The sequence below is a fragment of the Gemmobacter caeni genome, from assembly GCF_003054195.1.
Taxonomy (GTDB): domain Bacteria; phylum Pseudomonadota; class Alphaproteobacteria; order Rhodobacterales; family Rhodobacteraceae; genus Gemmobacter; species Gemmobacter caeni.
In genome coordinates this window covers 171,647-192,645 of sequence record NZ_QBKP01000009.1, presented here as the reverse complement: position 1 = coordinate 192,645, position 20,999 = coordinate 171,647, and the positions used below count along the sequence as shown (strand labels likewise).

Here is a 20,999-nt window from a genome sequence, read left to right as displayed (position 1 = left end):
ATGGGCGTGACCGAGGATCTGGCCGACGCCCTTGCCCGCGACGTTCTGGCCGCACAGGACGAGATGGAGCAGGAGCGTTTCTATCTCGATGTCGCCAAGATGCTCGCCACCGTCTCGCCTTCGATGGAAGAGGCGTTCATGACCGCTGTGCGCGTGCGTCTGGCCGAACGCCGGGCGCGCGACTACCTCAACCGCCGCCTTGGCGCCCATCGCAAGGGAGCCGCCGGGTGACCGACCGGCTGACCGCGCAGTTCGCCTTTCTGAATGCCGCCGATGGCCTGAAATCGGTGGACCGCGCCAATGTGCTGATGGATGGCAGCCGGGCGGAGAACAGCGCCGAACATAGCTGGCATCTGGCGCTTTGGGCGCTGGTGCTGGGCCATGGTCTGCCCGAGCTTGACCGGGCGCTGGCCATGCTGGTGCTGCATGATCTGCCCGAGGTCTATTGCGGCGACCATCCCATTCATCTGATCGACAACCCCGATAAGGTCGCACAAGCCGAGGCAGCGGCGGCAGACCGGATTTTTGGCCATGCGCCGCCCGATCTGGCCGCACCATTGCGCGCCCTTTGGGATGAATTCGAGGCGGGCACGACACCCGCCGCGCGCCTGGCCAAGCGGCTGGATCATGCGCAGCCGCTGCTGCAGGTGCTGATGTCGCCCTGCCCGCCCGCCGATCATCTGGATGTCGTGCGCGACAATCTTGCCACCGGCCGCGCCGCACGGTTCCGGCAGGAATGGCCGGAGTTCTACACCCATGCGGTTGACCTTCTGGCGGGTGGTCCGGGCACCGCAGGCCCCGACCTGCGCGCACGGCTGGCCTTTCTGGCCGAGGCGGACCGGCTGAAATCGGTGACCCGCGCCACCACGCTGGTGGGTGGCTCGCGCTGCGAAACTTCGGGCGAACACAGCTGGCATCTGGCGCTTTATGCGCTGGTGCTGGCCGATCAGGCGGCGCCCGCAGTCGATATTGCGCGGGTGATGCGAATGCTGATCCTGCACGATCTGGTGGAAATCGACGTGGGCGATGTGCCGATTCATTCGGCGGATGGCAAGGCGCATGGCTCGACCCAGACACAGGCCGCCGAAGCCGCCGCTGCGGACCGGCTGTTCGGCCTGCTGCCCGTCGCCACCGGCACCCATCTGCGCGCCCTGTGGGAAGAGTTTGAGGCGGCTGAGAGCCCCGATGCCGTTTTCGCCAAAAGCCTTGACCGGGTGCAGCCGGTGATGGCGAACCTGATGTCGGGCGGCGGGACGTGGATCACCTATCAGGTCACCGCCACGCAGCTTGAATCCCGCGTGGGTGTGAAAGTCGCGCGCGGGGCGCCCGCTCTCTGGCCTTGGGTGCGGGCGCAGGCAGCGCCGTTCTTTGGCACCTGATCAGGGCAGCCTCCCCTTCTGTTGCATCTGCGGCAGCATGTCGCGCAGGGTGTTCCCCTGCGCCAGCCAGCCGCGCACTGCGCAGGTGGACGCCACATAAAGCGCCAGCGCCCCTTCGCCCTTCACCCCGGATCGGCGGGAAAACTCGCGGTGATTTCGCGGCAGCGGCACCTGCCGCCCCGCACAGGCCGCCGCATCGGCTGCCTGCGCGGGCTCGCCCGAAATCAGCACCGCCGCGCCCTCGTCGAACCAGATCGGCAAGGCGCCGGTCAACAGGCCCAAGGGCGGAATGGCGCTGTGCAGCGTGGCATGGGTCAGCTCGTGACTGAACACCCCCGCCGACTTCGCGCCCTTCGAATTCACGGTGATGAGGCTGTAGCCATAGGTCATACCCCGCGTGGTATAATTGTTCCGCCGGTCGCAGGCCCGCGTGGTGCACACCAGCCATTCCGGGCGCGCCACGCCCCCCAGCGCCTTGCCGACCACCTTTTCGGCCGCGGCAATATCCCGCCGGATTCGGGCAATCGCCGCCGGTTTCGCCGCGCGGTCGATCCAGAGACCCGGCGCAACCTCGGTCATACCCTCTCGGCTGGGCAACAGACCCGCCTGCACAGGCATCCCGAACAGGATTGCTGCCACGACACCCGCCAGCCAGAACCGTTTCACTGCCCACTCCCCGTTGCGGCACCGACCCATCGGCGCATTTTGGTATGCAATTGCATACCGGGCTTCCCTTGCCGCAGTTTTTCCTTTATGCAGCCTCCATCCGAATCCTCAACCTGAAAAGGCCAGGCGCATGACCAAGATCAAGGTGGCGAACCCCATCGTCGAGATGGACGGCGATGAAATGACCCGGATCATCTGGGATTTCATCAAGAAGAAGCTGATCCTGCCCTATCTGGATGTCGACCTGCTCTATTACGATCTCGGCATCGAAGAACGTGACCGCACCAATGACCAGATCACCATCGATTCCGCGCTGAAGACCAAGGAAGTCGGCGTGGCGGTGAAATGCGCCACCATCACCCCCGATGAACAGCGGGTCGAGGAATTCGGCCTGAAACAGATGTGGAAGTCGCCGAACGGCACCATCCGCAATATCCTCGGCGGCGTGATCTTCCGCGAGCCGATCATCTGCAAGAACGTGCCGCGTCTGGTTCCGGGCTGGACCCAGCCGATCGTCGTCGGCCGTCACGCCTTTGGCGACCAGTATCGCGCCACCGACTTCCTGTTCCCGGGCAAGGGCAAGCTCACGATGAAATTCGTGGGCGAAGACGGCACCGTGATCGAACGTGATGTGTTCGACGCCCCCGCCGCCGGTGTGGCCATGGGGATGTACAACCTCGACCAGTCGATCATCGACTTCGCCCGGTCCTCGATGAACTATGGCCTCATGAAGGGCTGGCCGGTCTATCTGTCGACCAAGAACACCATCCTCAAGGCCTATGACGGCCGCTTCAAGGATCTGTTCGCCAAGGTCTATGCCGAAGAGTTTGAAGACAAGTTCAAGGCCGCTGGCATCCATTACGAACACCGCCTGATCGACGACATGGTGGCTTCGGCGCTGAAATGGTCGGGTGGCTATATCTGGGCCTGCAAGAACTATGACGGCGACGTGCAGTCGGATACCGTGGCGCAGGGTTTCGGTTCGCTGGGCCTGATGACCTCGGTGCTGATGACGCCCGATGGCAAGACGGTCGAGGCGGAAGCCGCGCACGGCACCGTGACCCGTCACTACCGTCAGCATCAGGCGGGCAAGGAAACCTCGACCAACTCCATCGCGTCGATCTTCGCCTGGACCGGCGGCCTGAAGCACCGCGCGAAACTGGATGGCAATGAGGCGCTGGCCAACTTCGCCACCACGCTGGAAAAGGTCTGCGTGCAGACCGTCGAAGACGGCTGGATGACCAAGGATCTGGCGCTGCTGGTCGGCCCCGACCAGAAGTGGCTCACCACCATGGGCTACCTCGAAAAGGTGGACGAATACCTCAACAAGGCTCTGGCGGGCTGACGCCGGAGCGGGGCGGCCTTCGGGCCGCCCCTTCTCGTTTCACCACAGCGTATGCTGCATCCCCAGCGGCATCGGGGGCGAGGCCGCTTTTGGCGGCAGGCCGATGTCACGGCGCATGCGGTCATCAAGATCCTGGAACTGCGCCGCCAGTGGCCGCCGGGGTGCGGGGCGCAGCAGCGCCAGCGCGGCGGCGATGAACACGCGGCGCGCACCAAGGCTGTGGATCAGGGCATGGATTGCCGGAAGGCTTTCATCTTTGGTCATGGGATTTCCGGTGCGGATCACGCAACCGGCCTCTGCTGTTAGGTTGAAAATGACCGGACAGAGGTGCGACATCACGGCCAATGGCCCGTCACGCGCGCTTTGTGAAAGAAGTCCGGTCAGGGGTTCAGACGGTTGGCCACATGGGGCCGGTGAACTGCGGTCAGGCTCGGGCCAAGACGCGGGTTCGCTGCGAAGCTCGGGCAATGGCTGCTGCCGAGTTCACGCCGGTCGAAAGGGCGTATGCGTTGTAAGCCATGATCCGCCCTCCCTGTCTGAATTGCCGGATGCGACCCTGCTTGCACGGCAGCCCCGTCCGGGGCAAAGGAATTCGCCCGACGTGGCCGTTCTGCACTGCTGACGTGGCTTCAGCGCAACAGCGCCGATACAGGAGCGCCCAATGACCCAGACCGCCAAGGTCAGCCGCCATTCGATGATCGAGGATGCCCAAGGGATTGCCTATGGTACCGTCATGGCTTCCTTCGGCATCGTGATCCTGACGCATCTGGGCCTTGTCACCGGGCAAACGGCGGGGCTTGCGGTGCTGATCTCTTACGCGACCGGCTGGGGGTTCGGCCCGGTGTTCTTTGCAATCAACCTGCCCTTCTATCTGCTGGGCTGGCTGCGTATGGGTCCGGCCTTCACGATCAAGACCTTCCTCGCCGTTGCCTCCCTGTCGGGGCTGAGCATGGTCATGCCCGGCTGGATCGGCTTTGAGCATCTGAACCCGGTTTTCGGCGCGGTGCTGTTCGGCCTGGCCTCCGGTTCGGCGCTGCTGGCACTGTTCCGCCACGGGGCGAGCCTTGGCGGAATCGGAATTCTTGGCCTGATGATCCAGGATCGCTGGGGGTTTCGCGCGGGCTGGGTGCAGCTGGGTTTTGATGCGCTGTTGTTCACTATCGCCCTCTGCCTGCGGGATGTGCCGACGGTCGCGCTCAGCTTCATGGGTGCGGTGGTGGTCAATCTGGTCATCGCAATCAATCACCGCCGCGACCGCTATATCGTCGCCTGACTCCCGCGGGCCTGGCCCTGCACGGCACACAGAGCAGCCTTGCAGAATGCGCGCTGCTCATTTCGCTGCGATGCGGCATATTTAGGTCATGAATACTGACCTTCAATTCACCCCACGCCACTCGCTGCTGGAAGATGCCCAGGGCTTGACCGCCGCCGCCATACAGGCGGCTCTGGGTATCCACCTGCTGCGTGCAGCCGGCTTGATCACAGGCGGCACCGCCGGGGTCGCGCTGTTGCTGTCTTATGCGACAGGGTGGAACTTCGGTCTGACCTTCTTCGCCGTCAACCTGCCCTTCTATGCCTTCGCCTGGATGCGGCGCGGCGCAGTCTTTGCCCTGAAGAGCTTCGTGACCGTCACCGCCGTCTCGCTTCTGGCCAGCGCGCTTGTAACATGGCTGCCGCTTCCCGGCATTCATCCCGCCGTCGCCGCGATCCTGTTTGGCGTGGTCGCGGGTGTCGGCCTGCTGGGCCTGTTCCGGCACGCCTCCAGCCTTGGCGGCGTGTCCATCGTGGCGCTGATCCTGCAAGATCGGCTGGGCCTTCGCGCGGGCTGGGTCCAGCTGGGGTTCGACGTCACCCTGTTCCTCATTGCTCTCACTGTCCTGCCCCTCGACAGGGTGCTGTGGTCGGCGCTCGGCGCGGCCATTCTGAATTTCATCGTGGCCATGAACCATCGCCGCGACTGGTATATCGTCACCTGAACCGGCCTTTTGCACAGGTTTCACTGGCGTTTCCGCCTGACCTCCTGTAAGGCGCCCCCAAACCCATTCTGTGAAAGAGACCCCTCCGATGGAGCTTCGCAACATCGCGATCATCGCGCACGTTGACCATGGCAAGACGACCCTCGTGGACGAATTGCTGAAACAGTCCGGCGCTTTCCGCGAGAATCAGGCCGTCAGCGAACGCGCCATGGACAGCAACGATATCGAGCGTGAGCGCGGGATCACCATTCTGGCCAAGGCCACCTCGGTCGAATGGAATGGCAACCGCATCAACATCGTCGACACCCCCGGTCACGCCGATTTCGGCGGCGAAGTCGAACGCATCCTGAACATGGTGGATGGTGTGGTGCTGCTGGTCGATGCCGCCGAAGGCCCGATGCCGCAGACCAAATTCGTGACATCCAAGGCACTCGCCCTCGGCCTGCGCCCCATCGTGGTGCTGAACAAGGTCGATAAACCCGATGCCGAACCCGACCGTGCGCTGAACGAAGTGTTCGACCTCTTTGCCAACCTCGGCGCCAGCGACGAACAACTCGACTTTCCGCATCTCTATGCCTCGGGCCGCGCTGGCTGGGCCGATGACAGCCTTGACGGCCCGCGCAAGGATCTGACCGCGCTGTTCGAACTAGTCGTGCGCCACGTTCCGGCGCCGAAACAGCTCGCCAAGGCGGGTGAGCCGTTCCAGATGCTCGCCACCACCCTGTCGGCCGACCCGTTCATCGGCCGTATCCTGACCGGCCGGGTCGAGGCAGGCACGCTGAAAGTCGGTGCTTCGCTGAAGGCGCTGACCCGCACGGGCGAGCGGATCGAACAGTTCCGCGTCACCAAGATCCTCGCTTTCCGCGGCCTCGGCCAGCAACCCATCGACGAGGCGGTGGCAGGTGACATCGTCACCATCGCCGGCATGACCAAGGCAACCGTGGCCGATACGCTCTGCGATCTGTCGGTCGATACCGCCCTGCCCGCCCAGCCTATCGACCCGCCCACCATCTCGGTGACGTTCGGCATCAATGACAGCCCACTGGCAGGCCGCGACGGTAACAAGGTGCAGTCGCGCGTCATCCGCGAACGGCTGATGAAAGAGGCCGAAACCAACGTCGCGATCCGCATCGAGGACACCCCCGGCGGCGAGGCCTTCATCGTCTCGGGCCGCGGCGAACTTCAGATGGGTGTGCTGATCGAGAATATGCGCCGCGAAGGGTTCGAACTGTCGATCTCGCGCCCGCGCGTGATCTTCCGCGAGGAAGGCGGCCAGCGCCTCGAACCGATCGAGGAGGTCATCGTCGATGTGGATGACGAATATTCCGGCGCCGTGATCGACAAGCTGACGGGCGAGCGCAAGGGCGATCTGGTCGAGATGAAGCCGGCAGGCGTCGGCAAGACCCGGATCGTGGCCCACGTCCCCTCGCGCGGTCTGATCGGCTATCACGGCCAGTTCCTGACCGATACACGCGGCACCGGCGTGCTGAACCGCATCTTCCACGACTGGGCGCCGCACAAGGGTCCGATCCAGGGCCGCCGTCAGGGTGTGCTGATCTCGATGGAGAACGGCACCTCGGTCGCCTATGCACTGTGGAACCTCGAGGAACGCGGCAAGATGTTCATCGGCGCGCAGGAAGCCGTCTATGTCGGCATGCTGATCGGTGAACATTCGCGCGACAACGATCTGGAAGTGAACCCGCTGAAAGGCAAGAAGCTGACCAACGTCCGCGCCTCCGGCACCGACGAAGCCGTGCGCCTGACACCGCCGGTCCGCATGTCGCTGGAAGAAGCTATTGCCTATATCGACGATGACGAACTGGTCGAGGTCACGCCGAAGATCGTGCGCCTTCGCAAACGCGAACTGGACCCGCACGAGCGCAAGCGCCAGGCCCGCGCCGAATAAGGGGGCTCTGCCCCCGCGCATGCGGCGCTCCCCCGGAGTATTTCAGGCAAGAAGCAAATCATCTTGCTCCTTGTCCAAATACTCTGGGGGGTGAGGCGAAGCCGAGGGGGGCAATGCCCCCCTTTTTTCATGCGGCTGCGGCCAGTCGGCAGGGGAGGAACGGTTCGACCGTGAGGCCATCGCCTTCAAAGGTACAGAAGCTGGCCTCCGGGATTTCGAGCCAGTCCTGTTCGCCGCGTTCCAGCGGCTCGGACACCACGGCACGGCCCCCCCGTGTCGGGGACCAGCGGTGATAGAGGCTGGGCGCCTGTTCGTCAGTGGCATAGCGCATGGCATAGAGCCGCTGGCCATCGGACATTGCGACGGTCAGGCGCAAATGCGGGGCATCGCCCTTTTCACGGGCCAGCCGGATAAAAGCTGCCGCCGCGCGTTCCATCGCACCACGCGGATCTTCTTCCAGTCCCTCCGCCACGGCCGCGAGGAACAAGGCCTCGCTGTCGGTCGCACCTTTGCGTGCCGGGTAAAGCGTATCGGGGATCAGCATTTCGGCATGGCGACGGAAATTGTCATAGCCGCCGACCTGCCCGTTGTGCATGAAGCTCCATCGCCCCCAGGTGAAAGGGTGGCAATTGTTGCGGCTGGTTGCGGTGCCGGTTGACGCGCGGACATGGGCGAGGAAAAGGCCGGATTTCACCGTCGCCACAAGGCTGCGCAGATTTGGGTCACTCCAGGCCGGCATGACATCGCGGTAAAGCCCCGGCTCAGGCCGGTCGCCATACCAGGCGATGCCAAACCCGTCGGCATTGATCGCGGTGCGGCATTCGGTGGCGCACTGGCTTTGGTGGATCAGGGAATGGCCGGGGCGGCTGACGATATCTTCCAGAAAGATCGGTGCGCCAATATAGGCGGCCCAACGGCACATTCACATCACTCCTGCGGCCGGTTGATCCGGTCGTCGCCTGTATTGCGGGGTTTCTGCACTCGCATCCTACAGCATGTGGCAGAAAAATGAAGATGGCATGACGCCTTGTCCGCGCTTGAAAACGGGAACAATTCCCGCGATCCTACGAAATATGGAGAAACTTGACCATATCGACCGCCGCATCCTCGCCATCCTGCAAAGGGACGCCAGTCTTTCGCTGGAGGATCTGGGCGAAAGGATCGGCCTGTCCCGCAATGCGGTCTGGCGCCGGGTCAGGGCGCTGGAGGAAAGCGGCGTGATACGTGCCCGTGTCGCGCTGCTGGACCCGGAAAAGCTCGGGCTGGGCCTGACCGTCTTCATGATGATCCGGGCCGAGCGTCATACCCCCGACTGGCTGGAGAAATTCACCCGCGCCACGCGCGACATGCCGGAAATTCTGGGCGCCTACCGGATGACCGGCGATCTGGATTACCTGATCCGCGCGCGAGTGGCGGATGTGAAGGCGTTCGACCGGCTTTACAAGGATCTGATCGCGCGAGTCGAACTGCACGATGTCTCCTCCAGCTTTGTGATGGAGGAGACCAAGGAGACCACCGCGCTGCCGGTCTGAGGCAGCGCGGCGCCAAAGATCATTCGGCTTCTTCGACGACACACAGATCGCGAATGCTGGCGCCTTTTGCATGGGCCAGCGCCGCCTGATAGGCGTCGCTGTTGTAGCAGGCAACGGCAGCCTCCAGCGAGGGGAAGCGGGCAACCACATTGCGCGCGCGGTCATTGCCTTCCAGCTGCACATAACGGCCGCCGCGGGCGAGGAAGGCCCCACCATGCGCGGCGATGGCCGGGCCGGCCTCCTTGGCGTATTTGCCGTAAGCTTCGGCGTCGGTGACGGTCACATGAGCAATCCACAGGGCAGTCGGCATCGGGTCAGCCTCCAATCACGGTTTCAACGGCGGCAATGGCCTGATCGGCCAGCGTGATGTCGGCACCACCTGCCTGCGCCATGTCGGGCCGGCCACCGCCTCCCTTGCCACCCAGCGCCTCGGCCGCAGCCTTGACCAGTGTCACCGCCGACAGGCGATCGGTCAGATCCGCCGTCACCCCGGCCGCCACGGCCGGCTTCGCGCCGGTATCAGCGATCAGCAGCACCGCACCCGAGCCGATACGGGCCTTCATCTCGTCGATGAGGCCGGGCAGATCCTTGCCGGAAACCCCCTGCATGACCTGAGCAATCAGCTTCACACCGTTGATTTCCCTGGCTTCCGGTCCGCCGGATTTACCACCCATCGCCAGTTCGCGGCGCAGGGTGGCAACCTCGTTCTCCAGCTTGCGGCGTTCGTCCAGCAGCGCGCGTGCGCGGTCGGCCAGTTCGGTTGCGGGCGCCTTCAGGACCGCGGCCACATCTGCCAGCAGCTTCTGCTGTTCCGCGACATAGGCCAGAGCCCCCTCGCCCGTCAGCGCCTCGATCCGCCGCACACCGGCCGACGAAGCACTATCGCTGAGCAGAAGGAAGGCGCCGATCTCGCCCAGACGGGCGACATGGGTGCCGCCACAAAGTTCAAGGCTATAGGTATGCCCATCGGTGCCCTTGCCTGAACCCGGCAGCGTGCCCATCGAAACGACGCGCACCTCGTCACCGTATTTCTCGCCAAACAGCGCCTGTGCGCCCAGGCCACGCGCATCATCCGGGGTCATCACCCGGGTTTCCACGGCACCGTTCTGGCGGATGAAAGCATTCACCTCCGCCTCGACCTGCGCCAGTTCCTCGGGCGACAGCGCCTTGGCATGGGCGAAGTCAAAGCGCAGCCGGTCCGCCGCGTTCAACGAGCCACGCTGCGCGACGTGATCACCCAGAATCCGGCGCAGCGCCTCGTTCAGCAGGTGTGTGGCAGAGTGATTTGCGCGGATCGCGCCGCGACGCTTGTGCTCGACCTCCAGCTTGGCGGGCTGGCCGCGCAGGATCGACCCTTCGACCACCTCGGTCATATGGATGAACACACCGGCAGCCTTCTTGGTGTCGGTCACACGCGCAAGGCCGGTATCGGTGCGGATCAGCCCGCTGTCGCCGACCTGACCGCCGCTTTCGGCATAGAAGGGCGTCTGGTTCACCACGATCTGCACGGCAGCGCCTTGCGCCGCATCGCCAATCGCCGCACCATCCTTCACCAGCGCCAGGATCTGCCCCTCAGCAGTTTCGGTGTCATAGCCAAGGAATTCGGTCGTACCATGCGCCTCGGCCAGTTCGAACCAGATCGCGGCATCCCTGGCCTCGCCCGAGCCCGCCCAGGACGCACGCGCCTTGGCGCGCTGTTCCTCCATTGCCACGTCGAAACCGGCGACATCCACCGCCCGGCCTTTCTCGCGCAGCGCATCCTGCGTCAGATCCAGCGGGAAGCCGTAGGTATCGTAAAGCTTGAAGGCCGCCGCCCCCGGCAGATCGCCGCCTTCCGGCAGCCGCGCGAGTTCGTCATCCAGCAGCCGAAGGCCACGATCCAGCGTGGTGCGGAACCGGGTTTCCTCCAGCTTCAGCGTCTCTTCGATCAGGGCCTGCGCGCGGGTCAGTTCCGGGTAATGCCCGCCCATCTGCCGCACCAGCGCCGGGACCAGCCGGTACATCACCGGGTCCTGGGCACCCAGCATATGCGCATGCCGCATCGCGCGGCGCATGATGCGGCGCAGCACATAGCCGCGCCCCTCGTTCGAGGGCATCACGCCATCTGCGATCAGGAAGGAGGTTGAACGCAGGTGATCGGCGATGACGCGGTGATGCACCTTGCCGGGGCCGTCCGGGTCGCCGTTGGTGACATTGGCCGAAGCCTCGATCAGCGCGCGCATCAGATCGGTGTCATAATTGTCGTGCTTGCCCTGAAGCAGCGCGCCGATCCGTTCCAGCCCCATGCCGGTGTCGATCGACTGCATGTCCAGCTCGCGCTTCGAGCCATCCTCGAACTGTTCATATTGCATGAACACGAGGTTCCAGATCTCGATGAAACGGTCGCCATCCTCCTCGGCGCTGCCAGGCGGGCCACCCCAGATCTTGTCGCCGTGATCGAAGAAAATCTCGGTGCAGGGGCCACAGGGCCCGGTCGGCCCCATCATCCAGAAATTGTCGTTGGTCGGGATGCGGATGATCCGGTCATCAGACAGGCCCGCGACCTTCTTCCAGATATTCGCCGCCTCGTCATCGGTGTGATAGACGGTGACCAGCAGCCGTTCCTTCGGGATATCGAAATCCTTGGTCAGCAGTTCCCATGCGAAAGGGATCGCCTCGGATTTGAAGTAATCGCCGAACGAGAAGTTGCCGAGCATTTCGAAGAAGGTGTGGTGCCGCGCCGTATAGCCGACATTGTCCAGATCGTTGTGCTTGCCGCCCGCCCGCACGCATTTCTGCGCCGTCGTGGCGCGCACATAGTCGCGTTTTTCCACGCCGGTGAAGCAGTTCTTGAACTGCACCATGCCCGAGTTGGTGAACATCAGCGTCGGGTCATTGCGGGGTACGAGCGGGCTCGAGTCCACGACCGTGTGACCGTTACGGCGGAAGTAATCGAGATAGGTGGACCGGATGTCGTTCAACGACGGCATGATGTCGAGGCTCCGCGGCTGCGCCCCTAGGGCGGGAATGCTGTTGCGATCCGTTTAGCGGCGTGGCGCGGGGCTGTCCACCATTGCAAGGGTCACAGGGCACGGGCACATGCAAAAAGGCGGTCCGTCACCAGACCGCCCCTTGAGTGTCGTCGCTTGCGGACTGAATTTGATCACATATCCACAACGTCTTCCGAGCCGGGCTCTGACATGTGGAAATCGAGCCCGTTGGCGGCACGGATCTTGTCTTCGATTTCCATGGCGACGGTGGGATTGGCCTTCAGAAAATTCTTGGCATTCTCACGCCCCTGGCCGATGCGCTCATCCCCATAGGAATACCACGAACCCGATTTCTCGACCACGCCGGCCTTGACGCCGATGTCGATCAGCTCGCCGGTTTTCGAGATCCCCTCACCATACATGATGTCGAATTCAACCTGCTTGAACGGCGGGGCCACCTTGTTCTTCACCACCTTCACACGAGTTGAGTTGCCCACCACCTCGTCGCGCTCCTTGATCGCACCGATGCGGCGGATATCCAGACGAACGCTGGCGTAGAACTTCAGCGCATGACCGCCGGTGGTGGTTTCGGGATTGCCGAACATCACGCCGATTTTCATACGGATCTGGTTAATGAAAATTACCATGCAGTTCGAGCGGCCAATCGAGGCGGTCAGCTTGCGCATCGCCTGGCTCATCAGGCGGGCCTGCGCGCCAACTGTGGCGTCACCCATGTCGCCCTCAATCTCGGCCTTCGGGGTCAGCGCCGCGACCGAGTCGACCACCACGAGACTGACGGCGCCGGAACGCACCAGCGTATCCACGATCTCCAGCGCCTGTTCGCCGGTGTCGGGCTGGCTGATCAGAAGTTCATCAAGATTAACACCCAGCTTACGCGCGTAGCTTGGGTCCAGTGCATGCTCGGCATCGACAAAGGCACAAACCCCACCCTTCTTCTGCTCTTCCGCCACCACATGCAGGGTCAGCGTGGTCTTGCCGGAGCTTTCAGGCCCATAGATTTCGACAATGCGGCCTTTCGGCAGCCCGCCGATCCCCAGCGCGATATCCAGCCCCAGCGAGCCGGTCGAGGTCGCCTCGATCTCCATCGCCGGGTTCTCGGCACCGAGCTTCATGATCGAGCCCTTGCCGAACTGCCGTTCAATTTGTGCCAGCGCACTTTCGAGCGCCTTCTGCTTGTCCATATCGCGCTTTCCGTTCAGATCGAGCAGGGTTGCCGTTGCCATTTCTTCGGTCCTTATCCCATAGCCGCACGGTCTGGGCAATGTGCGGGCGCTTTGCAGCTTGTTCCCCTCTTGTTCCAGATTTTCCAGATCAAAACAAGAACAAATCTTCTGTCTCTTCCGTAAAATCAGCTTTTTCCCATTCGGGTTAAGAGATAGTTTACAAGGGCGGGGTCAGAGGCATCCCGATGTAAAAAAGAGGCAGGAATGCTCGTTTTCTGGCACCAGCGACTGACCATGCTGGCGACGCCCAAGACAGGGACCACCGCTATCGAGGCCGCGCTCGAATCGCTTGCTCATCTGGCGATTCAGCGGCCCCCGCAATTGAAACATGCGAACCTCCGCAAATATCACCGCTTTATCGGACCCTGGCTGGAAAGCGCCGCGGGGGCGCCGTTCGACGTGATCGCGACGATCCGGGAGCCTCTGGACTGGCTTGGAAGCTGGTATCGCTATCGTCAGCGCGAGGATATTGGCGACGCGGCGAAAAGCACCGCCGGGATCAGTTTTGATCAGTTTGTTCGCGACTATTGCTCCGATGCCCCACCCGCCTATGCCGCCGTCGGCGCGCAGTCGCAGTTTCTGGCGCCGAAGAATGAAAAGGGTCTGACCCGACTGTTCCGCTATGAGAGGATCGAGGATCTGATCCAGTTTCTGGAGGACCGGCTGAACTGTGAGATCCTTCTGCCCAGGCTGAATGTCTCGCCCGTCATGGAACTCGGGCTGGACCCTGCAACCGAAAAGCTGCTGCGCAAGGTCGCCGCCATGGAGTTCGAGCTATACGACACTGTCGCCAGCCAGGGCTAAGCACCCGATATTTCAGTGCAACTGCTGCTGCACCGTATCGGTCAGATCGCTGAGCGAGAAGGGTTTCGGAAGGAATACCGAATTTGGGATGCGCGCCTGCGACTGTGACAGGCAATCTTCGGCATAGCCGGACACAAAGACCACCCGCACATTCGGCCGCGTTTCCAGTGCCTGCCGGACCCAGCTTGGCCCGTCCATCCCGGGCATCACCACGTCGGTCACGAAGATATCGACATTCACCGCCGGGTCTTCCAGCGTTTTGAGGGCAGCTTCGGCGCTGTCGGCCTCAAGCACCGTATAGCCGCGCAGGCGAAGCGCGCGGCTCGCAAAAGCACGCACCGGGGCCTCGTCCTCGACCAGCAGGACCACCCCTTCCCCCAACCGGGCCGGATTACGACGAGAAGGTGCTGTTTTCTGTACCGTGCTCCCGGCGGAATTGATCGGGAAATAGAGATGGAACACGGTGCCGTGGCCGACTTCGCTGTCCACGAAGATGAAGCCACCGGACTGTTTGACGATTCCATAGGCCGTAGAGAGGCCAAGCCCCGTCCCCTCGCCGACCCGCTTGGTTGTGTAGAAGGGCTCAAAAACTTTCTGCAACCTCTCTGGCGATATGCCGCAGCCGGTATCGAGCACACGGATCACGGCATAGTCGCCAGGCGGAACCACGGCGCGGTCGCGCCGAAGCTCTTCTTTCAGGGTCAACGCCTCGGTCTCGATACGGATCGTTCCACCGTCCGGCATGGCATCCCGCGCATTGACGACAAGATTCATCAGTACCTGCTCCAACTGGCGCTTGTCGGCCCGGATCGGGCCGAGGTCCGGTGCATGGGCCAGGCTCAGACTGATCCGTTCACCAACCAGCCGGTTGAGCAAATGCGTCAGGTCAGAAAGCAGTTCCTGCAGGTCCAGCCGCTCTGGCTTCAGGGTCTGTTTACGCGAGAAGGCCAGTAACTGACCGACCAGACTCGCCGCACGGTTCGCGTTCTGATGGATCTGCACCAGATCGGCATATTCGGGATCGGCGCAGTCATGCCGCAACAGCAGAAGATCGCAATGCCCGGATATCGCGGTCAGCAGATTGTTGAAATCATGGGCAATCCCCCCGGCGAGTTGTCCGATGGCCTGCATTTTCTGGCTCTGGACAAACTGGGCTTCCAAGGTTTTGAGCGCGGTTGCATCGGTCAGGACAGCCAATGCCAGTGGTCTGCCGCCTTCGACGATGCGACGTAATGTGATCTGGAAAAAACGGTCTGTCTCTGCCGTGCCAAGCCGCAACACCTCGGCCCCCGATGGCACACGCTCTGCCATGACGTCGGCCAGCCAGTCGGTGACCGGACGTCCCAGCCCCTCGAACAGGTCGGCAATACTGATATCCTGATCGGGTGCCAGCCCGATCGCCTCGCGCGCCGCGCGATTGGCGGACATGAGGGCCCCGTCCGCCGCGAATTTCAGAAGGGCCACGGGGACCGTTTCGAAATCGGTTGATGTCAGTTCGGCCTGTCCCGGCATCGGCAGAAGATAGATCTCACGCCGTTCGCCCGGCCCCTCGATCTCGGCCAGAATGGCCCGGATCTTGCCGTCCGCCCCGTCAACCTCGATCTCCTCGCCGCTGCGCAGGCGCGTGGTGGTAAAAATCCGGTCCAGATGCCGGGGGCGCCCGCCCGCGAGCCGCCGCATCGCCTCGTTGCTGAACAGGATTACCCCGGCCTTGTTTGCCACCAGCATGGGAAGGCTGAGCGTTTCAGCACCACGACCGACGCCCGTGCGATCCAGAAATTCCTCCAGCCGCCACAGGAACATTGTGGGACCGATCCGGTGACAACTGAGCCGGGTATGGGCATTGCGGGTCACCACATCCTCGCGCGCGGCGCCGCCGTTCATGGCGCGGCTTTGCAGCCGATAAAGCACCGAAGCCGGGCTGACGAAGTGATCCTGAAGCGAGGCCATCAGCGTGGTCCCGTCGCGGGGTCCAAATCTGGCCCGCGCGGCGGCATTCTGAAAACGGATCACACCCACGCCGTCCGTGGAAAAACATGGGGTCGCATCCTGCCCCATCAGCAGGCCCAGATCGCGTTCCAGCCGACGCAGGCGCAGCGCCTGCGCCAGGGTTATGCCGCGCAGGCCAAGGACCAGCAGGCAGAGCGTCATGCCGACACTGGCGGCAATCAGCCGGTTCTGCCCCGGCGGCGCCAGAGCGACCGTCACCGCGCAGCCCAGTGCCGCGGCCAGCAGAAGCCAGGCCCCCTGGCCCAGCCTTTGCGCGAAGGCCGTCACCGTTTCGGCCAGTGGACGCCGCGAGATGCCTGCGCCCACAAGGTTCCTGTCCACCATCCGCCCTCTCCGGGAATCGTCTGGCACCATTCGGCAGGGAAAAGGTTAACCGCCGCTTAACCGACGTCGGCCTCCCACAGCTCTTTGTTTCGAGCTTTACTGATCGCGCCGCAGCACGGCGACGAAGAAGCCATCGCCACCATCCAGCGGGGTCAGGCGGCGCTGGCTCGCGAGGCTCCAACCCGGTGATCTGGCCTGAAACGCAGCGATCTGGGCCTCGTTTTCGGCCCGCAGCAGCGAACAGGTGGCATAGGCCAGCACACCACCGGGCGCGACCAGTGTGGCGATACGGTCAAGAATCTGCTCCTGCACCGCGATCACTCCAGCAAGCCGATCGGGCGTCAGCAGCCACTTGCCCTCGGGCGCGCGGCGCCAGCTGCCGGAACCGGAACAGGGCGCATCGGCGAGGACAAGATCAAAAGGACCCTGCGGCGCCTCGGTCAGCGTCACGCGCGCTCCGGCACGTTTCGCCCGCGCGGGCAGGTCGCGCATCCGGCGCGGATCGGCGTCATGGGCAAACAGCTTCAGCCGCGCCCGCGCCGCCATGGCCAGAGTCTTGCCGCCGCCGCCCGCGCAATATTCAAGCACGCGCTGGCCATCCGCCAGCGGCAGCGCATCCACCACCGCCTGCGAAGCGGCATCCTGCAACTCCACAATCCCATCGGCATAGGCGGCCGATCCGGCCACCTTGCGGGCGCCGCCCGTCACTTGCAGTGCGGTGGGCGACAGCGGATGCGGGACGGTTTCGATCCCCTCAGCCGCCAGCGCAGCCTGCGCGTCAGAGAGCGCACAGCGTGCGGTATTCACCCGCAGGAACACGGGCGCACGGTGGCGCAGGGCTTCGGCAATTGCCCGGAAATCGGTGCCCAGATCCTGTTCCATCCGGGGGCCGAGCCAGTCAGGCAGATCGTGCGCGGCATAACCTTCGGGCGTCTGGCCCGCATCCGCCGATGTCAGCGGCGCGGGCGCATGGCCCTCGCCGCTGAAAAAACTCTCGGGGTCTTGCCCTGCCGAACGCAAGCCGCCGAGGATCAGCCCGCGCCCGGTCTCACCGCCACCGAGCGCGGCGAAACTCCGCCGACAGCGCAGCGCGTCGAACACCAGATCACGCACCGCATTCCGGTCGCCAGATCCGGCAAAACGCGAGGCTCGGCCCCAGTTTGTCAGCGTCTGTTCGGCGGGTGAGCCCGCCAGAATACGATCCAGAATGCCGATGGCAGCAGAGAGGCGGGCGGCAGGCGTCATGCCGCCACCGCCTGCCAGCCTGTTCCGGCACGTTGCAGCCGCAGGAAGGGCTGGCCCGTTGCGCCTTCCTCCTGCCCCGGCAGACGCGCGTGACCGGCGCAGAAAACCCAGCCTTCCGCAGCGATCCGCTCCAGCGCGGCGAGACGGGTCGCCACCGCCTGCGCCGGGTCGACGTCGAATTTGGTGGCGATCCGCGGATCGGCAAGCTGGATATCGGCGCGGTGCAGCATGTCGCCCACCACCGCCACGCGATCATCGATCACCAGCCCGATCTGACCGGGCGTATGGCCGGGCAAGCCCCAGGCCCGGACACCGGGCGCAATTTCCTCGCCGTCCTGCGCGCGGCGAATGCGGCTGGCGTTTTCCGCCAGCACACGACCCGAGGCTGCATGATCCTGTGCGGCCCAGTAATCGGCTTCCACCGCTCCGACATGCAGCCGGGAAGCGGAATATCCATCGCTCAGCAGCCCACCGCAATGATCGCCATGCAGATGGGTGAGGACCAGATCGCCGATATCATCCGGTGCCAGCCCCAGCGCGGCCAACGCCCTGGCCACACGCCCGCCTTTGTCGCCATATAGCGCGCCCGAGCCGGTATCGATCAGCAGCGGCGCGGCACCCGGACGACGCAGCAGATAGGCCTGCACCGGCAGGACAACTTCGTCCGGCAAGGCAGTGCCGCGCGGGTCGGGAAAGAAATCCTGCCCGAAGCGCACGGCGCCGTCATAAAGCCGGATCAGCTCTGCCCCGTCCCAGCGCAGGGTATCGCCCGTTGCCCGCATCAGCCGATCCGGTAGTTCGGGCTTTCGCGGGTGATCTGCACGTCATGGACATGGCTTTCCTTCAGCCCTGCCCCGGTGATGCGCACGAAATTGCAACCCTGCCGCATCTCGGCCACCGTGCGGTTTCCGGTGTAGCCCATGGCAGCGCGCAGACCGCCGACAAGCTGATGGATCACGGCAGCGGCAGACCCCTTGTAGGGCACCTGCCCTTCAATCCCTTCTGGCACCAGCTTGTCGCTGGCGGCATCCTTCTGGAAGTAGCGGTCGGCCGAGCCGCGCGCCATGGCGCCGAGGCTGCCCATGCCGCGATAGCTCTTGAACGAACGGCCGTTCCACAGGATCACCTCGCCCGGGCTTTCATCGGTGCCCGCGATGGCCGAACCGACCATGGCGCAGGAGGCGCCGCCCGCGATGGCCTTGGCGAAATCGCCCGAATATTTGATGCCGCCGTCAGCGATAACCGGAATATCCCCTGCAGCGCCCGCGCTGTCCATGATCGCGGTCAGTTGCGGCACGCCCACGCCCGCAACGATACGGGTGGTGCAGATCGAGCCTGGCCCGATGCCGACCTTCACCGCATCGGCGCCGGCGCCGATCAGCGCGCGGGTCGCCTCGGCGGTGGCGACATTGCCCGCCACCACCTGAACGGTGTTCGACAGCGCCTTGATACGTTCCACCGCGCGGGCGACACCCTCTGAATGGCCATGCGCGGTGTCGATCACCACCATGTCCACGCCCGCGTCGATCAGCGCCTGGCTGCGCTCGAACCCGGCATCCCCCACGGTCGAGGCGGCAGCGACGCGCAGGCGGCCAAGCTCGTCCTTGCAGGCCTGCGGGTTCAGCACGCTTTGCTCGGTATCCTTCAGGGTCAGGAGGCCGGTCAACTTGCCCTTGCCATCGGTGACCAGAAGCTTCTCGATCCGCCGCGCCTTCATCAGGCTGATCGCCTGATCGCGGTCCACCGGCTCGCGCAGCACAGCGAGATTGTCGGCACTCATCATCACACTGACCGGGGTGCGGTCATCCGAAGCGAAGCGCATGTCGCGGTTGGTCACGATGCCAACCACGCGCCCCTCGGCATCGACGACCGGGAAGCCGGTGACGTTGTAACGATCCTGAAGCGCCTTGGCATCGGCCAGCGTCTGATCGGGCGTCAGCGTGATCGGGGAATAGACGATGCCGCTTTCGAACCGCTTCACCCGCCGCACCTCGCGCGCCTGTGCCTCGATGTCGAGATTGCGGTGGATCACCCCCAGACCACCCGCCTGCGCCATGGCAATCGCCATGCGTGCCTCGGTCACCGTATCCATCGCCGAGGAAAGCAGCGGGATATTCATGCGGATCTGCTTCGTCACGAAGGTGGACGTATCGGCATCGGACGGCAGCACATTGCTCGCCGCCGGAACCAGAAGCACATCGTCAAAGGTGAGCGCCTCGCGAATCTCCATGGGAGCCTCCTGAACGGGTCTATGGATGGGATCGTTTGGCGCTTCCCCATTTCACGGGGCGCAAGGAAGCGCAAGGGGAAATCATGCGCGCTGCGGGCGGAGGGGCCGCAAGGCGGCTGTCGGCCCCCTCGGCCCTCCGGGGCTCACCCCCGGGGATATTGTTGCCAAGATAAAAGCAGGTCCGTTTACCTTGGTCCAAATATCCTCGGGGGTGAATTGCCGAAGGCAAGAGGGGGCGGAAAGCCCCCTTTCCAGCGGGGCTTGAGTGTCCCGCCCGGACGTGCAGGATGGCGCGGCGGAACGGAGGGCAGGATGCGCGTCGCCATTGTCGAGAATACGAAGGTCACCCATCACGGTCAGGTCGGCGTCGCCCTGCACGAGGCCGCGGCGCGGATCGGGCTCTACAAGCCCTGGGTCGATGGCCAGTTGCCTGATCCCGCCGATTACGATGCGCTGGTCGTCTTCGGCGGCGAACAGCACGCGCGGGCCGATGACAGCCACCCCTACCTGCCCGAACTCGCCCGCCGGATGCGGGCTTTTTCCGGGGCGGATCGCGCCGTTCTGGGCATCTGCCTTGGCAGCCAGCTTCTTGCGCGCGGTTTCGGGGCGGAGAACCGGATCGGAACGGCGCCGGAATTTGGCTGGTGCAGCGTCGAACTGACCCCGGAGGGAACCGCCGATCCGGTGCTGGGCTGCCTGCCCGAACGCTTCATCAGTTTCCAGTGGCATTCCGACACCTTCACCCTGCCCGAAGGGGCGCTTCATCTGGCGCGCTCGGCCGGTGCCACGCAGCAAGCCTTTCGTCTGGGCCGGGCCACCTATGCCACGCAGTTCCATTTCGAGGCGCATCGCGGCGTGGTGGCTGACTGGGCGCGCGGATTTCCGGCGGTGATGGAAGGCATGTCTCCCGGCTGGCTGGACCGGCACCCGCAAGAGGCCGCGCGGGTCGGGGTTGAGGCTGACCGCAATGGCCTGATGCTGGCCCGGGCCTTCGTGGCGCGGATCTGAACCGCGCCCGGCAACGGTTGCCTGTCAGAGGAAATCCTCGGCCCCAAGCTGCGCGGCCGTGATCCCCATGACGGTGAGCGACAGCCCCGGCGCCCCGTCGAAAGTCAGCCGGACCACGCCGGGGATCGAGGTCTCGTTCACATCGCAGAACCGCAGGCCATCCCCAAGATCAATCCGGTCCGCGCCATTGCGGAAATCGGCTATGGTGCCGATCCGCATCCGGCGCCATGTCGAGGATGCGCGAACGCCCCGCATCCCGCAGCAACTGACGATCGAGCTGCGTCCAGCGCTCGGCCCGGCAGCGGCTGCCGCCGGATGATGTCGCAAAGCTCGAAGGCAAACCGCTTGAAGGGCGACAGTG

21 protein-coding genes are annotated in these 20,999 nt (G+C 64.2%); 9 read left to right on the top strand and 12 right to left on the bottom strand.

Translation table 11 applies throughout. The annotated features are described in order from the left end of the window. Positions 1–231 carry a hypothetical protein gene (locus C8N34_RS15310; protein WP_054303628.1) on the top strand — a complete coding sequence of 77 codons (231 nt, stop codon included), beginning with the start codon at positions 1–3 and terminating at the stop codon, positions 229–231. After that, a complete protein-coding gene (locus C8N34_RS15305; protein WP_108129519.1) occupies positions 228–1,379 on the top strand; it encodes an HD domain-containing protein in 1,152 nt (383 codons plus the stop codon). The genes C8N34_RS15310 and C8N34_RS15305 overlap by 4 nt, the downstream gene beginning before the upstream one ends. On the opposite strand, the gene C8N34_RS15300 is transcribed toward C8N34_RS15305, so the two are convergent. After that, positions 1,380–2,045 carry a hypothetical protein gene (locus C8N34_RS15300; protein ID WP_108129518.1) on the bottom strand — a complete coding sequence of 222 codons (666 nt, stop codon included), beginning with the start codon at positions 2,043–2,045 and terminating at the stop codon, positions 1,380–1,382. Between the two features lie 130 nt (positions 2,046–2,175). Here C8N34_RS15300 and C8N34_RS15295 point away from each other — a divergent pair, with 130 nt between their 5' ends. Beyond that, positions 2,176–3,390 (top strand): NADP-dependent isocitrate dehydrogenase, encoded by a 1,215-nt coding sequence (locus C8N34_RS15295; RefSeq protein WP_108129517.1) that lies wholly within the window; start codon positions 2,176–2,178, stop codon positions 3,388–3,390. Positions 3,391–3,429: 39 nt separating this feature from the next. Here the strand turns inward: C8N34_RS15295 and C8N34_RS15290 are convergent, their stop codons facing one another. Further along, positions 3,430–3,654: a hypothetical protein gene (locus C8N34_RS15290; protein ID WP_108129516.1), complete on the bottom strand. Its 225-nt coding sequence runs from the start codon at positions 3,652–3,654 to the stop codon at positions 3,430–3,432. A gap of 397 nt (positions 3,655–4,051) precedes the next feature. Here C8N34_RS15290 and C8N34_RS15285 point away from each other — a divergent pair, with 397 nt between their 5' ends. The 3 genes from C8N34_RS15285 to typA all read left to right on the top strand — a co-directional run bounded on the left by C8N34_RS15285 (position 4,052) and on the right by typA (position 7,272). Beyond that, positions 4,052–4,663, top strand: coding sequence for a YitT family protein (locus tag C8N34_RS15285; RefSeq protein ID WP_108129515.1), 612 nt, complete (start codon positions 4,052–4,054; stop codon positions 4,661–4,663). An 88-nt stretch (positions 4,664–4,751) separates the two neighbouring features. Then, positions 4,752–5,366, top strand: coding sequence for a YitT family protein (locus C8N34_RS15280; protein ID WP_108129514.1), 615 nt, complete (start codon positions 4,752–4,754; stop codon positions 5,364–5,366). Positions 5,367–5,454: 88 nt separating this feature from the next. After that, complete coding sequence (gene typA / locus C8N34_RS15275) at positions 5,455–7,272, top strand: translational GTPase TypA (RefSeq protein ID WP_108129513.1); 1,818 nt, start codon at positions 5,455–5,457, stop codon at positions 7,270–7,272. Between the two features lie 127 nt (positions 7,273–7,399). On the opposite strand, the gene C8N34_RS15270 is transcribed toward typA, so the two are convergent. Further along, on the bottom strand, positions 7,400–8,194 hold the full coding sequence (locus C8N34_RS15270; RefSeq protein WP_054303636.1) for a class II glutamine amidotransferase: 795 nt from the start codon (positions 8,192–8,194) through the stop codon (positions 7,400–7,402). A 151-nt stretch (positions 8,195–8,345) separates the two neighbouring features. Between C8N34_RS15270 and C8N34_RS15265 the strand changes: the two genes are divergently transcribed. Then, positions 8,346–8,804, top strand: a complete 459-nt coding sequence (locus C8N34_RS15265) for an Lrp/AsnC family transcriptional regulator (RefSeq protein WP_054303723.1) — start codon at positions 8,346–8,348, stop codon at positions 8,802–8,804. 19 nt (positions 8,805–8,823) lie between these two features. Here the strand turns inward: C8N34_RS15265 and C8N34_RS15260 are convergent, their stop codons facing one another. From C8N34_RS15260 to recA, 3 genes are all read right to left on the bottom strand, one after another. Continuing rightward, positions 8,824–9,114, bottom strand: coding sequence for a DUF1330 domain-containing protein (locus C8N34_RS15260; protein ID WP_054303637.1), 291 nt, complete (start codon positions 9,112–9,114; stop codon positions 8,824–8,826). A gap of 4 nt (positions 9,115–9,118) precedes the next feature. Then, positions 9,119–11,773 (bottom strand): alanine--tRNA ligase, encoded by a 2,655-nt coding sequence (gene alaS, locus C8N34_RS15255; protein WP_108129512.1) that lies wholly within the window; start codon positions 11,771–11,773, stop codon positions 9,119–9,121. 173 nt (positions 11,774–11,946) lie between these two features. After that, entirely contained in the window at positions 11,947–13,017 is a 1,071-nt protein-coding gene (recA, locus tag C8N34_RS15250) for a recombinase RecA (RefSeq protein ID WP_054303639.1), read from the bottom strand. 204 nt (positions 13,018–13,221) lie between these two features. On the opposite strand from recA, the gene C8N34_RS15245 reads away from it, so the two are divergent. Beyond that, the gene (locus C8N34_RS15245) at positions 13,222–13,821 is read left to right on the top strand and encodes a hypothetical protein (RefSeq protein WP_108129511.1); all 600 of its coding nucleotides are present in this window, start codon (positions 13,222–13,224) and stop codon (positions 13,819–13,821) included. 12 nt (positions 13,822–13,833) lie between these two features. Here the strand turns inward: C8N34_RS15245 and C8N34_RS15240 are convergent, their stop codons facing one another. From C8N34_RS15240 to guaB, 4 genes are all read right to left on the bottom strand, one after another. Beyond that, complete coding sequence (locus C8N34_RS15240; RefSeq protein ID WP_054303641.1) at positions 13,834–16,155, bottom strand: ATP-binding protein; 2,322 nt, start codon at positions 16,153–16,155, stop codon at positions 13,834–13,836. A gap of 96 nt (positions 16,156–16,251) precedes the next feature. Next, the gene (locus tag C8N34_RS15235) at positions 16,252–17,400 is read right to left on the bottom strand and encodes an RsmB/NOP family class I SAM-dependent RNA methyltransferase (RefSeq protein WP_108129510.1); all 1,149 of its coding nucleotides are present in this window, start codon (positions 17,398–17,400) and stop codon (positions 16,252–16,254) included. Next, positions 17,397–18,182 carry an MBL fold metallo-hydrolase gene (locus C8N34_RS15230; protein ID WP_108129509.1) on the bottom strand — a complete coding sequence of 262 codons (786 nt, stop codon included), beginning with the start codon at positions 18,180–18,182 and terminating at the stop codon, positions 17,397–17,399. The genes C8N34_RS15235 and C8N34_RS15230 overlap by 4 nt, the downstream gene beginning before the upstream one ends. Continuing rightward, a complete protein-coding gene (gene guaB, locus C8N34_RS15225) occupies positions 18,182–19,630 on the bottom strand; it encodes an IMP dehydrogenase (protein WP_054303644.1) in 1,449 nt (482 codons plus the stop codon). Before guaB ends, C8N34_RS15230 begins: the two co-directional genes overlap by 1 nt. Positions 19,631–19,942: 312 nt before the next feature. Between guaB and C8N34_RS15220 the strand changes: the two genes are divergently transcribed. Next, positions 19,943–20,638: a type 1 glutamine amidotransferase gene (locus C8N34_RS15220; protein ID WP_108129508.1), complete on the top strand. Its 696-nt coding sequence runs from the start codon at positions 19,943–19,945 to the stop codon at positions 20,636–20,638. 24 nt (positions 20,639–20,662) lie between these two features. Here the strand turns inward: C8N34_RS15220 and C8N34_RS25965 are convergent, their stop codons facing one another. Beyond that, the gene (locus C8N34_RS25965; protein WP_145693606.1) at positions 20,663–20,857 is read right to left on the bottom strand and encodes a hypothetical protein; all 195 of its coding nucleotides are present in this window, start codon (positions 20,855–20,857) and stop codon (positions 20,663–20,665) included. Further along, positions 20,839–20,997, bottom strand: a complete 159-nt coding sequence (locus tag C8N34_RS27310) for a hypothetical protein (protein WP_425320672.1) — start codon at positions 20,995–20,997, stop codon at positions 20,839–20,841. Before C8N34_RS27310 ends, C8N34_RS25965 begins: the two co-directional genes overlap by 19 nt. Between the last annotated feature and the right edge of the window lie 2 nt (positions 20,998–20,999).